Source organism: Vibrio sp. RC2502, assembly GCF_054850435.1.
On sequence record NZ_CM141453.1, the window covers coordinates 3,299,618 to 3,313,050 of the forward strand.

General features: G+C 46.5%; 15 protein-coding genes. All 15 read right to left on the bottom strand.

From position 1 onward, the window contains the following. Positions 1-30: 30 nt before the first annotated feature. The 15 genes from atpB to ACYJZR_RS15500 all read right to left on the bottom strand — a co-directional run bounded on the left by atpB (position 31) and on the right by ACYJZR_RS15500 (position 13,005). A complete protein-coding gene (gene atpB / locus ACYJZR_RS15430; protein WP_005458499.1) occupies positions 31-843 on the bottom strand; it encodes a F0F1 ATP synthase subunit A in 813 nt (270 codons plus the stop codon). 8 nt (positions 844-851) lie between these two features. After that, complete coding sequence (locus ACYJZR_RS15435; RefSeq protein WP_025538347.1) at positions 852-1,241, bottom strand: F0F1 ATP synthase subunit I; 390 nt, start codon at positions 1,239-1,241, stop codon at positions 852-854. Positions 1,242-1,431: 190 nt separating this feature from the next. Continuing rightward, positions 1,432-2,313, bottom strand: a complete 882-nt coding sequence (locus ACYJZR_RS15440) for a ParB/RepB/Spo0J family partition protein (RefSeq protein WP_005458443.1) — start codon at positions 2,311-2,313, stop codon at positions 1,432-1,434. Positions 2,314-2,336: 23 nt separating this feature from the next. Then, on the bottom strand, positions 2,337-3,110 hold the full coding sequence (locus ACYJZR_RS15445) for a ParA family protein (RefSeq protein ID WP_005458453.1): 774 nt from the start codon (positions 3,108-3,110) through the stop codon (positions 2,337-2,339). Between the two features lie 10 nt (positions 3,111-3,120). Continuing rightward, positions 3,121-3,756, bottom strand: coding sequence for a 16S rRNA (guanine(527)-N(7))-methyltransferase RsmG (gene rsmG / locus ACYJZR_RS15450; protein WP_025543205.1), 636 nt, complete (start codon positions 3,754-3,756; stop codon positions 3,121-3,123). Further along, positions 3,756-5,651 (bottom strand): tRNA uridine-5-carboxymethylaminomethyl(34) synthesis enzyme MnmG, encoded by a 1,896-nt coding sequence (gene mnmG, locus ACYJZR_RS15455; RefSeq protein ID WP_005481156.1) that lies wholly within the window; start codon positions 5,649-5,651, stop codon positions 3,756-3,758. The genes rsmG and mnmG overlap by 1 nt, the downstream gene beginning before the upstream one ends. Positions 5,652-6,125: 474 nt before the next feature. Continuing rightward, positions 6,126-6,560, bottom strand: a complete 435-nt coding sequence (gene mioC, locus ACYJZR_RS15460; RefSeq protein ID WP_005458506.1) for an FMN-binding protein MioC — start codon at positions 6,558-6,560, stop codon at positions 6,126-6,128. Between the two features lie 104 nt (positions 6,561-6,664). After that, complete coding sequence (mnmE, locus tag ACYJZR_RS15465; protein ID WP_005458483.1) at positions 6,665-8,026, bottom strand: tRNA uridine-5-carboxymethylaminomethyl(34) synthesis GTPase MnmE; 1,362 nt, start codon at positions 8,024-8,026, stop codon at positions 6,665-6,667. Positions 8,027-8,142: 116 nt separating this feature from the next. Next, on the bottom strand, positions 8,143-9,765 hold the full coding sequence (gene yidC / locus ACYJZR_RS15470) for a membrane protein insertase YidC (protein ID WP_005497514.1): 1,623 nt from the start codon (positions 9,763-9,765) through the stop codon (positions 8,143-8,145). 2 nt (positions 9,766-9,767) lie between these two features. Then, on the bottom strand, positions 9,768-10,025 hold the full coding sequence (yidD, locus tag ACYJZR_RS15475) for a membrane protein insertion efficiency factor YidD (RefSeq protein WP_005378822.1): 258 nt from the start codon (positions 10,023-10,025) through the stop codon (positions 9,768-9,770). After that, on the bottom strand, positions 9,992-10,315 hold the full coding sequence (gene rnpA, locus ACYJZR_RS15480) for a ribonuclease P protein component (protein WP_406966436.1): 324 nt from the start codon (positions 10,313-10,315) through the stop codon (positions 9,992-9,994). The genes yidD and rnpA overlap by 34 nt, the downstream gene beginning before the upstream one ends. Positions 10,316-10,361: 46 nt before the next feature. Then, complete coding sequence (gene rpmH / locus ACYJZR_RS15485) at positions 10,362-10,496, bottom strand: 50S ribosomal protein L34 (protein ID WP_005378825.1); 135 nt, start codon at positions 10,494-10,496, stop codon at positions 10,362-10,364. A gap of 241 nt (positions 10,497-10,737) precedes the next feature. Continuing rightward, positions 10,738-11,475: an amino acid ABC transporter ATP-binding protein gene (locus ACYJZR_RS15490; RefSeq protein ID WP_005481188.1), complete on the bottom strand. Its 738-nt coding sequence runs from the start codon at positions 11,473-11,475 to the stop codon at positions 10,738-10,740. Next, complete coding sequence (locus ACYJZR_RS15495; protein WP_005497519.1) at positions 11,472-12,143, bottom strand: amino acid ABC transporter permease; 672 nt, start codon at positions 12,141-12,143, stop codon at positions 11,472-11,474. Before ACYJZR_RS15495 ends, ACYJZR_RS15490 begins: the two co-directional genes overlap by 4 nt. A gap of 115 nt (positions 12,144-12,258) precedes the next feature. Further along, positions 12,259-13,005: an amino acid ABC transporter substrate-binding protein gene (locus ACYJZR_RS15500; RefSeq protein WP_005497521.1), complete on the bottom strand. Its 747-nt coding sequence runs from the start codon at positions 13,003-13,005 to the stop codon at positions 12,259-12,261. Positions 13,006-13,433: the final 428 nt, after the last annotated feature.

The window sequence follows — 13,433 nt, forward strand, 5'->3', positions numbered from 1 at the left end:
GCTTAGTGCCCAAATAAAAAGCTTAAAAAATTAATGATCAGAGTCTTCGTGTGCCATTGACAGGTAAACAATTGTCAACATCATAAATACGAAGGCTTGAATCGTAATAACCAAGATATGGAAGATTGCCCACGGTAGTGAACCCATCCATTGTAAGTACCATGGTAGCATTGCCGCACAAAGAATGAATACAACCTCACCCGCAAACATGTTACCGAATAGACGCATACCAAGTGAAAGAGGTTTCGCAAGTAGCGATACCACTTCGATCAGTAGGTTAAACGGAATCATCAGTGGGTGATTGAATGGATGTAGTGCAAGTTCTTTTGCGAATCCACCTAGACCTTTCACTTTGATGCTGTAGTAGATCATCAATGCGAAAACGCCTAGAGCCATAGCCATAGTGATATTCACATCAGCAGAAGGTACGACCTTAAGGTAAGGAATACCTAGCCAATGCTCTGCTGGGTATGGTAAGAAGTCGATCGGGACTAAGTCCATCACGTTCATCAAAAATACCCAACAAAAGATAGTCAGTGCTAAAGGCGCGATCAGTGGGTTGCGTCCATGGAACGTGTCTTTGACGTTATCGGCGACAAATTCAACGATCATTTCTACAGCACACTGAAGCTTACCCGGTACACCCGCTGTTGTTCTCTTTGCTACTTTGTAAAAAATTCCGAGGAAGATTAAACCAGTAAACCAAGAAAAAAACAGGCTATCGATATGTACGTTCCAGAAACTTGTCTCCGACCCTACTAAGCCTAACTTATACAGCGATAGGTTAGAAAGGTGGTGGGCAATGTATCCGGACGATGTTAGCGCTTCACCTGGCGCAGCCATAACTCATCCTATTTTTTGTTGTTAATGAATAGCACTGGTGCACAGATATTAATACCTAGTACCAGCAAATAGGTTAGTTTGAGGGGAACGAGTTCCACCTGCATATACATGTAGGCAACGTAGAACAGTGCAACCGTGATGAGAATTTTCAGTACTTCGCCCGTGTAGAAGGACGCAGCGATGCGCTTGGCAGCGCGAGCCCCACTAAACATAAAAGCACATAGCGCGAATACTGCATTGGCGACAACAAAGATGCCACCACCAATCAACGCTGAAACTCCCCATTCAGGATTTACGGCTACCGCCATTCCTGCTGCCACAAAAATAACCGCGCCAGACTGGATCATTAACAATTGCCTTGCGAGCTCTCGTCCTGGTCTAGCTAACGCAGCTACCATGTATTCGTACCTCTAGTAATATCCACTTCGCACTAATTCTCTATGTGCAGGGAAATTGGCGAAAATTATACGTTCAGTCGGAGTTAATGCAATTATATTGCATCAAAAACTTACAGTTTTGTTTACAAAACGACAACTTTCGCACAAAATTCGATTAATTAGATTAATTGACCTAAATCAATTATCTCATCTAGGCCTCTAGCTTGGCAATTAGTTGGTCTAATTTGTGAGGCTCATCAATACTTATCGTCAACTTCGCTTTTCCGTTTGCAGAACGGCTTAAGGAAACCTTCGCATCAAGTAGTTGACTCAATTTATGCGACATTTGCTCGGCTTCGGTATCTTCTTGTTGAGCTTTTTGCTCATTTTGTGGGGCTAAGCACTTTTTTACTAACTGTTCGGTTTGTCGAACCGTCATTTGCTTTTTAGCCACCATTTGAGCCACTTCGACTTGCTGTTCACCTTCCAGTGCCAGCAGCGCACGAGCATGCCCCATTTCAAGTTGTTTCTCCGCCACCAAGCGTTTAACGTCGGCATCCAATTGGTTGAGACGCAACAAGTTACTCACGGTAGTTCTTGACTTACCAATCACATCCGCCACTTGCTGATGCGTTAGCGAGAACTCATCTTGTAGACGCTCCAATGCTTGCGCCTCTTCAATCACATTCAAGTCTTCACGCTGAATGTTTTCGATCAAAGCCATAGCAATAGCTGCGCGATCTTCAACTTTCTTAACCAAGCAAGGCACGCGTTTCAGGCCTGCTTGTTTCGCGGCACGCCAGCGGCGTTCGCCAGCGATGATCTCAAACTGTCCGCCAACAACCTGACGAACCACGATCGGCTGGATAATGCCTTGCGATTGAATAGAAGCCGCTAATTCTTCAAGCGCTTCAGGTGCCATATCTTTACGCGGTTGGTAGATCCCCGGCTGCAATTGGCCAATGGCTAATTCAGTGAGTTCACCGTCTGCTGACAAGGCTTGGCTTTGCGATGCAATTTGCTGTTTTTCACGAGCAAACGAACTGGTCGACAACAACGCATCCAGTCCTTTTCCTAGACCACGCTTAGACATGGATTGAATTCCTTAGGTTAGAGTTAAACTGGGATTTCTTCGCGGCGGAGCATTTCGCCCGCTAGAGCAAGATACGCTTTGGCGCCAGCTGAGTACTTGTCGTAGTACATCGCTGGTTTACCGTGACTTGGGGCTTCTGCCAAACGCACATTACGCGGGATGACAGTACGGTAGACTTTATTGCCAAAGTGCTTTTTAAGTTGGTCGGATACTTCATTAGACAGGCGGTTGCGCGGGTCGTACATCGTACGCAGTAAACCTTCAATCTTGAGGTTTTCGTTTACCACAGCCGCTAACTTGCTGATCGTATCCATAAGAGCAGTTAAACCTTCTAACGCAAAGTATTCACATTGCATCGGCACCAGCACAGAGTCGGCTGCAGCCATAGCATTGATTGTAAGAAGGTTTAGAGAAGGAGGACAATCAATAAAGATGAAATCATAGTTATCGCGAACTGTCGACAGTGCGTTTTTCAAACGAACTTCTCGCGCGAACACTTCCATCAATTTGATCTCAGCAGCCGTTACGTCTCCGTTGGCAGCAATTAGATCGTACTTCCCTGTCGTTTGAGTACAGACCACTTGATCAAATGGGGTTTCTTCCACCAAAAGATCGTATGCGGTGGCATCAACCATGTATTTGTCGACACCACTGGCCATCGTAGCATTGCCTTGAGGGTCGAGATCGATCACCAAAACCTTGCGCTTTGTTGCCGCCATCGAAGCCGCTAAGTTAATGCACGTTGTTGTTTTGCCGACCCCACCTTTCTGGTTGGCGATTGCTACAATTTTACCCACGACTACCTCGCTAATTTTCCTTGCGCGATAAGATTACTAGATGACGATCGCCTTCCAACTCAGGAACAGCTAAAGATATGATCTCGGTCACACTACACCATTCAGGAAGCAGATCCATTTCATCTTTAGGGTGCTGTCCTTTCAACGCAAGAAAGACGCCGTCTTGTTCTTTCGGCAAATGGTGGCACCATTCCACCATGTCCGTCATTGAAGCAAAAGCTCGACTCAAAACGCCATCAAATTTTTCTTCCGGTTGGAATTCTTCGACGCGACTTTGAATTGGTGTCACGTTTTTCAAACCTAACGTGTGGACAACTTGCTTGATAAAACGGATGCGCTTACCGAGGCTATCGAGCAGAAAGAACGTTTTCTCCGGATGCATGATCGCCAAAGGAATACCTGGCAATCCTGGGCCAGTGCCCACATCGATAAAACGTTCACCTTGCAGATGCATGCCGACCACGATGCTATCAAGGATATGTTTCACTAACATCTCTAAAGGATCGCGAACCGAAGTTAGGTTGTACGCTTTGTTCCACTTATCGAGCAGCTCAACGTAACCGACTAACTGCTCTCGTTGTTTTTCTGAAACGTCTAAATCGGTCTGTGCAATCAGTGAATCAAGCTTGGTTCGTAGTGCACTCATTACTCTTCCTCGCCTTTTTTCAGCAAGCCGTGCTTCTTCAGATGCACAAGAAGAATTGAAATCGCTGCAGGCGTAATGCCGGAAATACGCGAAGCAATGCCAATACTTTCCGGTTTGGCTTCGCTCAGTTTCGCAACCACTTCGTTCGACAAACCTTTTACGTCTTTGTAATCCAAATCCGCAGGCAGTTTTGTGTGTTCGTGGCGAAGTGATTTTTCGATCTCTTCTTGCTGACGCTTGATGTAACCGTCGTATTTCACCTGAATTTCTACTTGTTCTGCCGCTTGTTGATCTTCAAGAGCAGGAGCAAAGGCATCAAGTTGAGTCAATTGTGAGTATGAGATCTCTGGACGACGCAAAAGATCCTCACCACTTGCTTCACGCGCCATTGGCGTTTTCAGCAGTTTGTTCAGTTCATCAATGCCCGCCGAGTTTGGGTTTACCCAAGTAGACTTCAGACGCTGACGCTCGGTTTCCATGTTCTCGATTTTTTCGTTGAAACGCGCCCAACGAACATCATCAATCAAGCCAAGTTCACGAGCTTTTTCTGTCAAACGAAGGTCGGCGTTGTCTTCTCGAAGCAATAGGCGGTATTCCGCGCGAGAAGTGAACATGCGGTACGGTTCTTTGGTACCCATGGTCGACAAATCATCAATCAGAACGCCCATGTATGCTTGGTCACGGCGCGGGCTCCAGCCTTCTTTGCCTTGGCTGTACAAGCTTGCGTTCAAGCCCGCCATTAAGCCTTGTGCCGCCGCTTCTTCGTAGCCTGTTGTACCGTTGATTTGGCCAGCAAAGAATAGACCACTGATGAATTTAGTCTCGTAAGTTTGCTTCAAATCACGTGGATCGAAGAAATCGTACTCAATCGCGTAACCAGGACGAACAATGTGTGCGTTCTCGAAGCCTTTCATTGAACGAACGATTTGAACTTGAACATCAAACGGCAAGCTGGTGGAAATACCATTCGGGTATAACTCGTGCGTGGTAAGACCTTCAGGTTCAATGAAAATTTGGTGGCTGTTCTTATCCGCAAAGCGCATCACTTTGTCTTCGATAGACGGACAGTAACGTGGGCCAATTCCTTCGATCACACCTGCGTACATTGGGCTACGATCTAGGTTATTGCGGATCACTTCATGAGTTTGTTCATTGGTATGCGTAATGAAACAAGGAATTTGACGCGGATGGTGTTCGCGCTTACCCATGAATGAGAAAACTGGTGTTGGGTTGTCACCGTGTTGCGCTTCTAGCACTGAGAAATCAACCGTGCGAGCATCAATACGTGGTGGTGTTCCCGTTTTTAGACGATCCACTCGGAATGGCAACTCACGTAAGCGATCCGCCAATGCGATCGATGGTGGATCCCCAGCGCGACCGCCTGAAGAACTTTCCATACCAATGTGGATCTTACCACCAAGGAAAGTACCTACGGTCAGCACAACCGCTTTGGCATGGAATTTAAGACCCATTTGAGTCACAACGCCAACAACGCGATCTTGTTCAACAATCAGATCATCAACCGATTGCTGGAACAGAGTTAGGTTTGGCGCGTTTTCTAATGCGTTGCGTACGTACGCTTTGTACAGAGCGCGATCGGCTTGAGCTCGAGTAGCTCGTACTGCAGGACCTTTCGAAGCATTTAGTGTACGAAATTGAATACCTGCATGGTCGATAGCTTCTGCCATCAAACCGCCCATAGCATCCACTTCTTTTACTAAGTGGCCTTTACCGATACCACCAATCGCCGGATTACAAGACATCTGGCCTAATGTATCGATGTTATGGGTAAGGAGAAGAGTTTTTTGTCCTGTGCGTGCAGATGCGAGCGCGGCTTCCGTTCCTGCGTGTCCGCCACCGACAACAATGACGTCAAAGTTTTCGTGATAAAGCATGAACTGACCTCAGGTATTCAAAGGATTTAATGGACAGATAAAGGAGCAGTATTTTACCTGCTTTATGCCAGAGAGAAAATCGTTTTCTCGTTTTTCCGTTTTAGGCTTCAAGATAAATATATATAAGATCTATATATATGATCTTTTATTGGATCTATTATTAGGATCGACTACTTCTGTGGATAAGTGAAAAATGATCAACAAGATCATGGATCTTCTTTGGATCATATCTTGTGATCATGGTTGGATCTGATCGAGGATTACCTGGGATCAAAAATGGGGTTTATACACAGTGGCTAAAATAGATCAAAGTTGTTATTTGGATAACTAAAGGAAAACCACTGGATCTTACCTGACTTATCCACAGACGGTTTGGGTGTTTTTTGTTCAGTTGAAAAGATTTTTTCTACGGAAGGTTATTCACAGAGGGGAAATCAGAGCCGCATCGCGACTCTGTAGGAGATGAGTATGGGGTTAAAAGCGCTCGATATTCTCTTTTAACCATGCTTCTGCAGCATCTTCTGGGACGTCATGAGCCAGAACATCAATCAACAAGCAATCTGCAATCGGCGTTGCGCCAATATCTTCTAACAAGTTGTAAGCGTGCTTACCGGCAGCGCAGAACGTATCGTAGCTCGAATCACCAATTGCAATGACTGCAAACTTTACGTCGGCCATCTTAGGTGGTGTATTTTGCAATGCTGCGATGAAAGGTTGAATATTGTCTGGATATTCCCCCGCACCGTGGGTGGAGGTGATCACAAGCCAAGTCCCTTGGTTATCGATCTCGTCTAATGACGGTTGGTTGTGGATCGTGGTTTCAAATCCTTGTTCAACGAGCAGATCGCTCAGGTGATCACCGACGTATTCCGCACCACCAAGAGTGCTACCTGTAATAATGTGGATCATACTTCTTCCTTTTGAATGCAATGGACACGATGTGAGTCGCGAATGGATGTGTCCATATAAAAAGAAACGCGGCACTAAAACAAGGTTTTGTGCCGCGTATTGGATTATTTACCGATACAGAATGAAGAGAAGATGCGCCCGAGTAGGTCGTCAGAGCTGAACTCCCCGGTTATCTCATTCAGATGCTGCTGAGTGATGCGTAGCTCTTCTGCCAAGATTTCCCCCGCCATATAGCCTTCAAGCTGCTCTTGGCCGATTTGCAGATGTTGAGCTGCACGTTCTAGTGCGTCCAAGTGACGACGGCGCGCCATAAAGCCACCCTCAGTATTACCTGAGAAACCCATGCACTCTTTTAGGTGGTTACGCAGCGCATCGACACCCGCCCCGGTTTTTGCTGAAAGGCGAATCAGAGTAGGATCGTTCACATGACAGATCCCCATATCTTCACCTGTTTGATCCGCTTTGTTGCGGATCACCGTCATGCCAATACTTTCTGGCAGGCGATCGACAAAATCGGGCCAAATTTCTTTTGGATCGGTGGCGTCGGTCGTCGTGCCATCCACCATAAACAATACGCGGTCGGCTTGCGCGATTTCATCCCAAGCGCGTTCGATACCGATTTTTTCGACTTCATCAGAAGCGTCACGCAAGCCAGCAGTATCGATGATGTGCAAAGGCATACCGTCAATATGGATGTGCTCACGCAGCACGTCACGCGTGGTACCTGCGATGTCTGTTACGATTGCGGACTCTTTGCCCGACAGCGCGTTCAGTAGGCTTGATTTACCCGCATTTGGACGACCAGCAATCACGACTTTCATGCCTTCGCGCATGATCGCGCCTTGGTTCGCTTCTTTGCGTACCGCATCGAGGTTATCGATGATAGCTTGCAGATCTCCTGCAACTTTACCATCGGCAAGAAAATCGATTTCTTCTTCAGGGAAGTCGATGGCCGCTTCCACATAGATGCGAAGATGAATCAGTGATTCCACCAGCGTTTGAATACGCTGCGAGAACTGGCCTTGTAGCGATTGTAGCGCCGATTTTGCTGCTTCTTCAGAGCTAGCATCAATCAGGTCGGCAATCGCTTCTGCCTGAGTCAAGTCCATCTTGTCGTTCAAGAACGCACGTTCCGAGAACTCACCAGGACGGGCTGCTCGTACGCCAGCTATGCCCAGAATACGTTTAATCAGCATATCCATGACCACTGGGCCACCGTGACCTTGCAGTTCTAATACGTCTTCGCCCGTGAACGAGTGCGGGTTAGGGAAGTACAGTGCAATGCCTTGGTCGAGCACCGTGCCATCTTCGGCTTGAAACGGCAGGTATTCAGCGTAACGCGGTTTTAGAGTCTTCCCTGTGACTTCCAATGCCACTTGGTTGGCCTTAGGGCCTGAAACACGAATAATGCCGACACCACCACGACCGGGTGCAGTAGCTTGAGCGACAATCGTATCTGTAGTCATAATCTTGCCTTTTGAGCTGGGCTCGGTGGAGCCATCACTATTAATTAGCTGAATTGTAATCAGCCAAAAACAAAAAGGCGACCTTTTGGCCGCCTTTCTTATTCTTTTGTTAAAGGTTACTTAGTGTGTAAGCCTTTTTTCTCCAGCGCTTTGTAAATCAAGGTTTGCTGGATCAGAGTAACGATGTTCGACACCAACCAGTACAGAACTAGGCCTGATGGGAAGAACAAGAAGAAGAAGGTAAACATAACCGGCATGAAGGTCATGATCTTCTGCTGCATTGGATCCGTTACGGTTGTTGGGCTCATCTTCTGGATTAGGAACATTGAAGCACCCATCAGTAGTGGCAGGATGTAGTAAGGGTCCTGCGCTGAAAGGTCATGAATCCAACCGAAGAATGGAGAATGACGAAGCTCAACCGATTCCATTAGCGCCCAGTATAGTGCGATGAAGATAGGCATCTGTAGAACAAGAGGAAGACAGCCACCCAGTGGGTTTACTTTCTCTTTCTTGTACAGTTCCATCATCTCTTGGCTCATGCGTTGACGGTCGTCGCCAATACGCTCACGCATAGCTTGCAGCTTAGGCTGTAGCATGCGCATTTTCGCCATAGACGTGTATTGCGCTTTCGTTAGTGGGTACATTGCACCACGAACGATGAAGGTCAAACAGATGATTGCCACACCCCAGTTACCGACGAAGCTTTGGATGAAAGCAAGCAGTGAGTGAAGTGGTTTAGCGATGAACCATAGCCAGCCGTAGTCCACTACTAGGTCTAGGTTTGGTGCCACTGCTGCCATTTCTTGTTGTAGCTTAGGACCAACCCAAAGTGTTGCTTCAAACTTCGCTTGGTCACCCGTCGCGATCGTTTTGTTCGGCATACGTACGCCGATATCGCCTAGGTTGCCAATTACGCGAGTGTAAAGGTTAGTTCCTGGTTCGTTACGAGGGATCCAAGCAGCTGCGAAGTAGTGTTGGATCATTGCTGCCCAACCTTGGCCATCTGCTAGGTTGATAGACAGGTTGCGATCCTGCATATCTTCAAAGCTGTATTTTTTGTAACGAGTATCTTCAGTTGAGTAAGCACCTCCACGGTAGGTTGGCATTGTGATGCTACCACCAGCGTCCATTAGGTTTTGACGTAGGTGTGCGTACATACCGAAGGTTGCGTTGTTACCAGAGTTGTTCGCTACATCGTATTCAACGTTCAGCGCGTAGCTGCCGCGTTTTAATACGTAAGTTTTTGTGTATTCGATGCCGTTTGCAGTAAATGTCATCGGAACGCGTAGTTCGTCTTGACCGTCAGCTAGAGTGAAGCTGTCTGCGCTCACATTGTAGTGAGGACGGTTAGAGCTGCTTAGATCGATACCTTGAGGACCAACAAGACCGCTTTGTGCGATGAATTGATGACCTTGTGTGTCTTTTAGCAGAACGAATGGGTCTGATGAATCAAGTTCAGCAGAGTATTGGTTTAGGTCGGCATGTACCACATCGCCACCAACGGTGTCGATCGACAGAGTTAAAACATCAGTCGTTACTGTGATAGTTTTTGCAGAAGCTTGCTGTTGACCAGGAACTGGGTCCAGCTCATCAGCAAAAGATGGTGCAGGTAGAGTGCTGCTTGATTGAGCCTGTTCAACCGCTTGAGGTGCTGGATTCTTTGCGACTTGCCATTGTTGAAATAGCAAGAAAGAAACCAGTGCCAGAGCGATGAGCAGGATATTACGTTGAGAATCCATCGTTAGTTATCTCTGTCTTGTTTTTGGACTGGTGGAACGGGGTCATACCCCCCTTCATTCAAAGGGTGGCATTTTAATAGACGTTTGCCTGATAACCAACATCCTTTTACAAAACCGTGAGCTCTCAAAGCTTCTAGCGCGTAAGTGGAACAAGTTGGTGTGAACCGGCAACGAGGACCAATCAGAGGGCTGATAAACCAGCGATAAAGATAAACGAGCCCAATGGCTATCCACGTGAAGGGCGAGACAGGCGTTGCCATAGCTTATCAAACAACTTAAAAATTTCCTCATTGCTTAAATCTTGCGCGCTTTTCTTCGCGATCACAACAAAATCTTTGTTTGGAAGTTGATGTTGAGAGTTACGAAAGCTTTCACGAGCCAAACGCTTAAAGCGGTTACGACCGATAGCAGTTTTGATTTGCTTTTTCGGAACAGCTAAACCTAATCGTGGATGAGAAAGTTTGTTATTACGAGCAATGATGGTGAAATGAGGCGAGCCAGCTCGGTGAGCTTGCTGGAAGACGTTTTGATAATGCTCGGGAGTTAACAAGCGTAACTCCCGATTAAACGCGTACGTGTTCAAAATAAACTAGCGATTATTTTGATAGGCGCGCACGGCCTTTTGCACGACGTGCGTTGATAACTTTACGACCGTTCTTAGTTGCCATGCGAGCACGGAAGCCGTGAGTACGCTTGCGCTTTAGAACTGTAGGTTGAAAAGTGCGTTTCATGATAATTACCTTTACTGATCAGTAGTTTTAGGTTCTTGTTAAACCCGGCGTGGGCATCTGTTTTCTTTATAAAGAAGCTCTTTATATAGAGAAGAACAACCGACGCCTCTCAACAAAGAGGCGGAATTGTAATCACACTCACATAATGTGTCAATGACTCAATGAGTACGAAATTCCGGCCGGGCGATTATACGTAGTGTGAGTAAAATCTCAAGGATCAATCGATCCTGTTGCTTGATCGTTACTCTATTCCTACTTGGTTAAGGAATTTTTTCAAACGAGGATCTTGTGGATTATCGAAAATATCCTGTGGAGAACCTTGTTCGACGATGTTGCCTTCCGCCATAAAGATCACCCGATCGGCGACTTCTTTAGCAAATTGCATCTCGTGTGTTACCACCAGCATGGTTTGATGCTGATTGGCTAACTTCTTCATTAATGAGAGAACTTCACCGACCCATTCCGGATCCAGCGCGGAAGTTGGCTCATCAAAAAGTAACAGTTCTGGCTGTAACGCCATAGCGCGGCCGATGCCGACACGCTGCTGCTGGCCACCAGATAGAGCTGCCGGGTAGCTGTCACCTTTCTCGCCAAGGCCAATATCATCCAGAATCTGCTGTGCACGAGTCAGAGCTTCCTGTTTCTTCCAGCCACGCACGGTAATCAAACCTTCGGCAATATTCTGGCGAGCCGTCATGTGCGCAAAAAGGGCATAGTTTTGGAAAACAAACCCAGTACGGCGACGCAGCGCCAAGACTTCGGCTTTCGTGTGCTTTTGTGTATCGACAGAGATGTCGTCGATAGTGATACGACCTTCGTCGGCTTGCTCAAGGAAGTTAACGGTGCGCAACAGAGTCGACTTACCCGTACCGCTAGAGCCGATAATCACGATGATCTCACCCTGTTTGATATCGAGATCAATGCCTTTCAGGACTTCAGTATCGCCAAAGCGCTTGTGGATATTTTCTAATTTGATCATCGTACGTACGCCTTATTCAGTTTCGCTTCAGCCCAAATTTGTACTCGAGTCAGAATCACCACCACGCCCCAGTAAATCAGAGCGACGGCAAGGAAAGCTTCGAAGAAGCGGAAACTAGAAGAGGCTTCCATTTGCGCTTTAGCCATGATTTCTGCCACGCCAAGCGTAAAGGCGAGGGAAGTCGACTTAATCATATCAATGAAGTAGTTCATCAATGAGGGCAGTGCTACTCGTGTTGCTTGTGGCAGAATCACGCGACGCATTGCTTGTGGCGTTGTCATGCCGACCGATAGGCTCGCTTCCATTTGGCTACGATCAATACCGATGATTGCAGCACGAATACTCTCGGCCATATAAGCGGCAAAGTGCAACGTTAAACCAATCACTGCGGCAGAAAATGCATCGATACCCACCATCACAGGGAAGATTTGTGGCAAGCCGTAATAAAGCAGGAAAAGTTGTACTAACAGTGGGGTACCACGGAAGAAGCTGATGTACAGTTGACTCAATTGGTCGAGAACTGGCAGCTTAAATACGCGAATGTTCGCCAAAATGACGGCTAAAATCAGTGAAAAGACCAAGCCCCATGTGGCCATTTCCATGGTTGTGCCAAGATATTTGAGCAATATCGGCAGCAGTTCCAACATGTAATTAAAATCAAATCCCATACGGCTTACCTAAAGGCTAGAGAAAAGAAAAGGTGGAAAACAATGTTCCACCTTCACATGAGTTTATTTTAGGTCGAGAGTTGCGATTGTTCGCATTCTCGAAAGCAAAGTAGCATTACTTCGTGATGTCAGCACCAAACCACTTCACTGAAATCTTTTCTACTGTACCATCTGCACGCATCTCTGCTAGTGCTTTATTCACTTCCGCTTGTAGCTTCTGACCTTTTTCATTGTTGACAAAAGGCCATGCGTTTTGAATGGTTTCAAACGGTTCACCAGCCAGTTCCAGTGGCAGACCAGTTTTCTTGATCAGTTCTAGCGCGGACAAACGGTCCATCACGAAAGCGTCAGCACGGCCAAGCGCAACATCATGCTCGATACCAGTGTCGTAAGTTTTGATGTTGATTTTGCCATCTTTGTCGTATTGGCGTAGTAACTGCTCAAAGTTAGAACCTAGGTTAACCGCAACGGTTTTGCCTGCTAGATCGTCTACACCTTTGATGCTGTCGTTGCCTTTACGTACCGTGATTTGCGCGCCGTCGATCACATAAGGGTCTGCAAACAGGTATTTCGCTTTGCGCTCATCTGTCATGGTGATTTGGTTTGAGATTGTATCGATGCGGCCAGTTTCTAAAAGACCAAACAAACCTGAGAAGTTCGACGTCACGTATTCGATCTTGTAGTCGTTACGCTTACCGATCTCATCCCACATATCCACCTCAAAGCCTTGTAGCTTGTCTTGCTTCACGAAAGTGAATGGGAAGTAACGGCCAGACATGCCCACCTTGACTTCAGTTGCGGCTTGAACAGTCGCGGCAGATAGTGCGATGGCTGCAACGGCAACCTTAACCCAGTTTTTCATAATACATCTCCATATTTTTATAGTTGGAAATACTACTGTTAGTTAGCTCAATTAAATAAATAACCAAGAGCAATAACCTAGACCAGAGAGTAATAAGTTCTCATTTGGTTTAGATAATAGACAATTTGGCAAGGAGGCGATGGAAAAACGATCGAATCAAAGCGAAAGGATCGAAAAAAGAGGCGCTGGAAAGAAAATAATACACAGAGTTATCACCAATCTGTCGATCTCGCTAAATTTGCCCAAATGTGGATCAATGTGTGGGCAAATTTGGGGCAAGATGTGTTGATCTCACCAAGTTTGGCGAAATAATTGTGAATAACTTAGATCTTATTCACTTGATCGTCGATCAATTGCTGGCGATCTTGGTTATCAACAGGTAAAATTGCCAGTCTTTTCCGATAATTCAATTACTCAGTGGGGGCACC

Coding starts and splice junctions, on each gene's coding strand:
- ACYJZR_RS15500 (WP_005497521.1), bottom strand. CDS start 13,005: ATGAAAAACTGGGTTAAGGTTGCCGTTGCAGCCATCGCACTATCTGCC.
- ACYJZR_RS15440 (WP_005458443.1), bottom strand. CDS start 2,313: ATGTCTAAGCGTGGTCTAGGAAAAGGACTGGATGCGTTGTTGTCGACC.
- rsmG (WP_025543205.1), bottom strand. CDS start 3,756: ATGAGTGCACTACGAACCAAGCTTGATTCACTGATTGCACAGACCGAT.
- mnmG (WP_005481156.1), bottom strand. CDS start 5,651: ATGCTTTATCACGAAAACTTTGACGTCATTGTTGTCGGTGGCGGACAC.
- rpmH (WP_005378825.1), bottom strand. CDS start 10,496: ATGAAACGCACTTTTCAACCTACAGTTCTAAAGCGCAAGCGTACTCAC.
- yidD (WP_005378822.1), bottom strand. CDS start 10,025: ATGGCAACGCCTGTCTCGCCCTTCACGTGGATAGCCATTGGGCTCGTT.
- mioC (WP_005458506.1), bottom strand. CDS start 6,560: ATGATCCACATTATTACAGGTAGCACTCTTGGTGGTGCGGAATACGTC.
- ACYJZR_RS15490 (WP_005481188.1), bottom strand. CDS start 11,475: ATGATCAAATTAGAAAATATCCACAAGCGCTTTGGCGATACTGAAGTC.
- atpB (WP_005458499.1), bottom strand. CDS start 843: ATGGCTGCGCCAGGTGAAGCGCTAACATCGTCCGGATACATTGCCCAC.
- mnmE (WP_005458483.1), bottom strand. CDS start 8,026: ATGACTACAGATACGATTGTCGCTCAAGCTACTGCACCCGGTCGTGGT.
- ACYJZR_RS15435 (WP_025538347.1), bottom strand. CDS start 1,241: ATGGTAGCTGCGTTAGCTAGACCAGGACGAGAGCTCGCAAGGCAATTG.
- ACYJZR_RS15495 (WP_005497519.1), bottom strand. CDS start 12,143: ATGGGATTTGATTTTAATTACATGTTGGAACTGCTGCCGATATTGCTC.
- yidC (WP_005497514.1), bottom strand. CDS start 9,765: ATGGATTCTCAACGTAATATCCTGCTCATCGCTCTGGCACTGGTTTCT.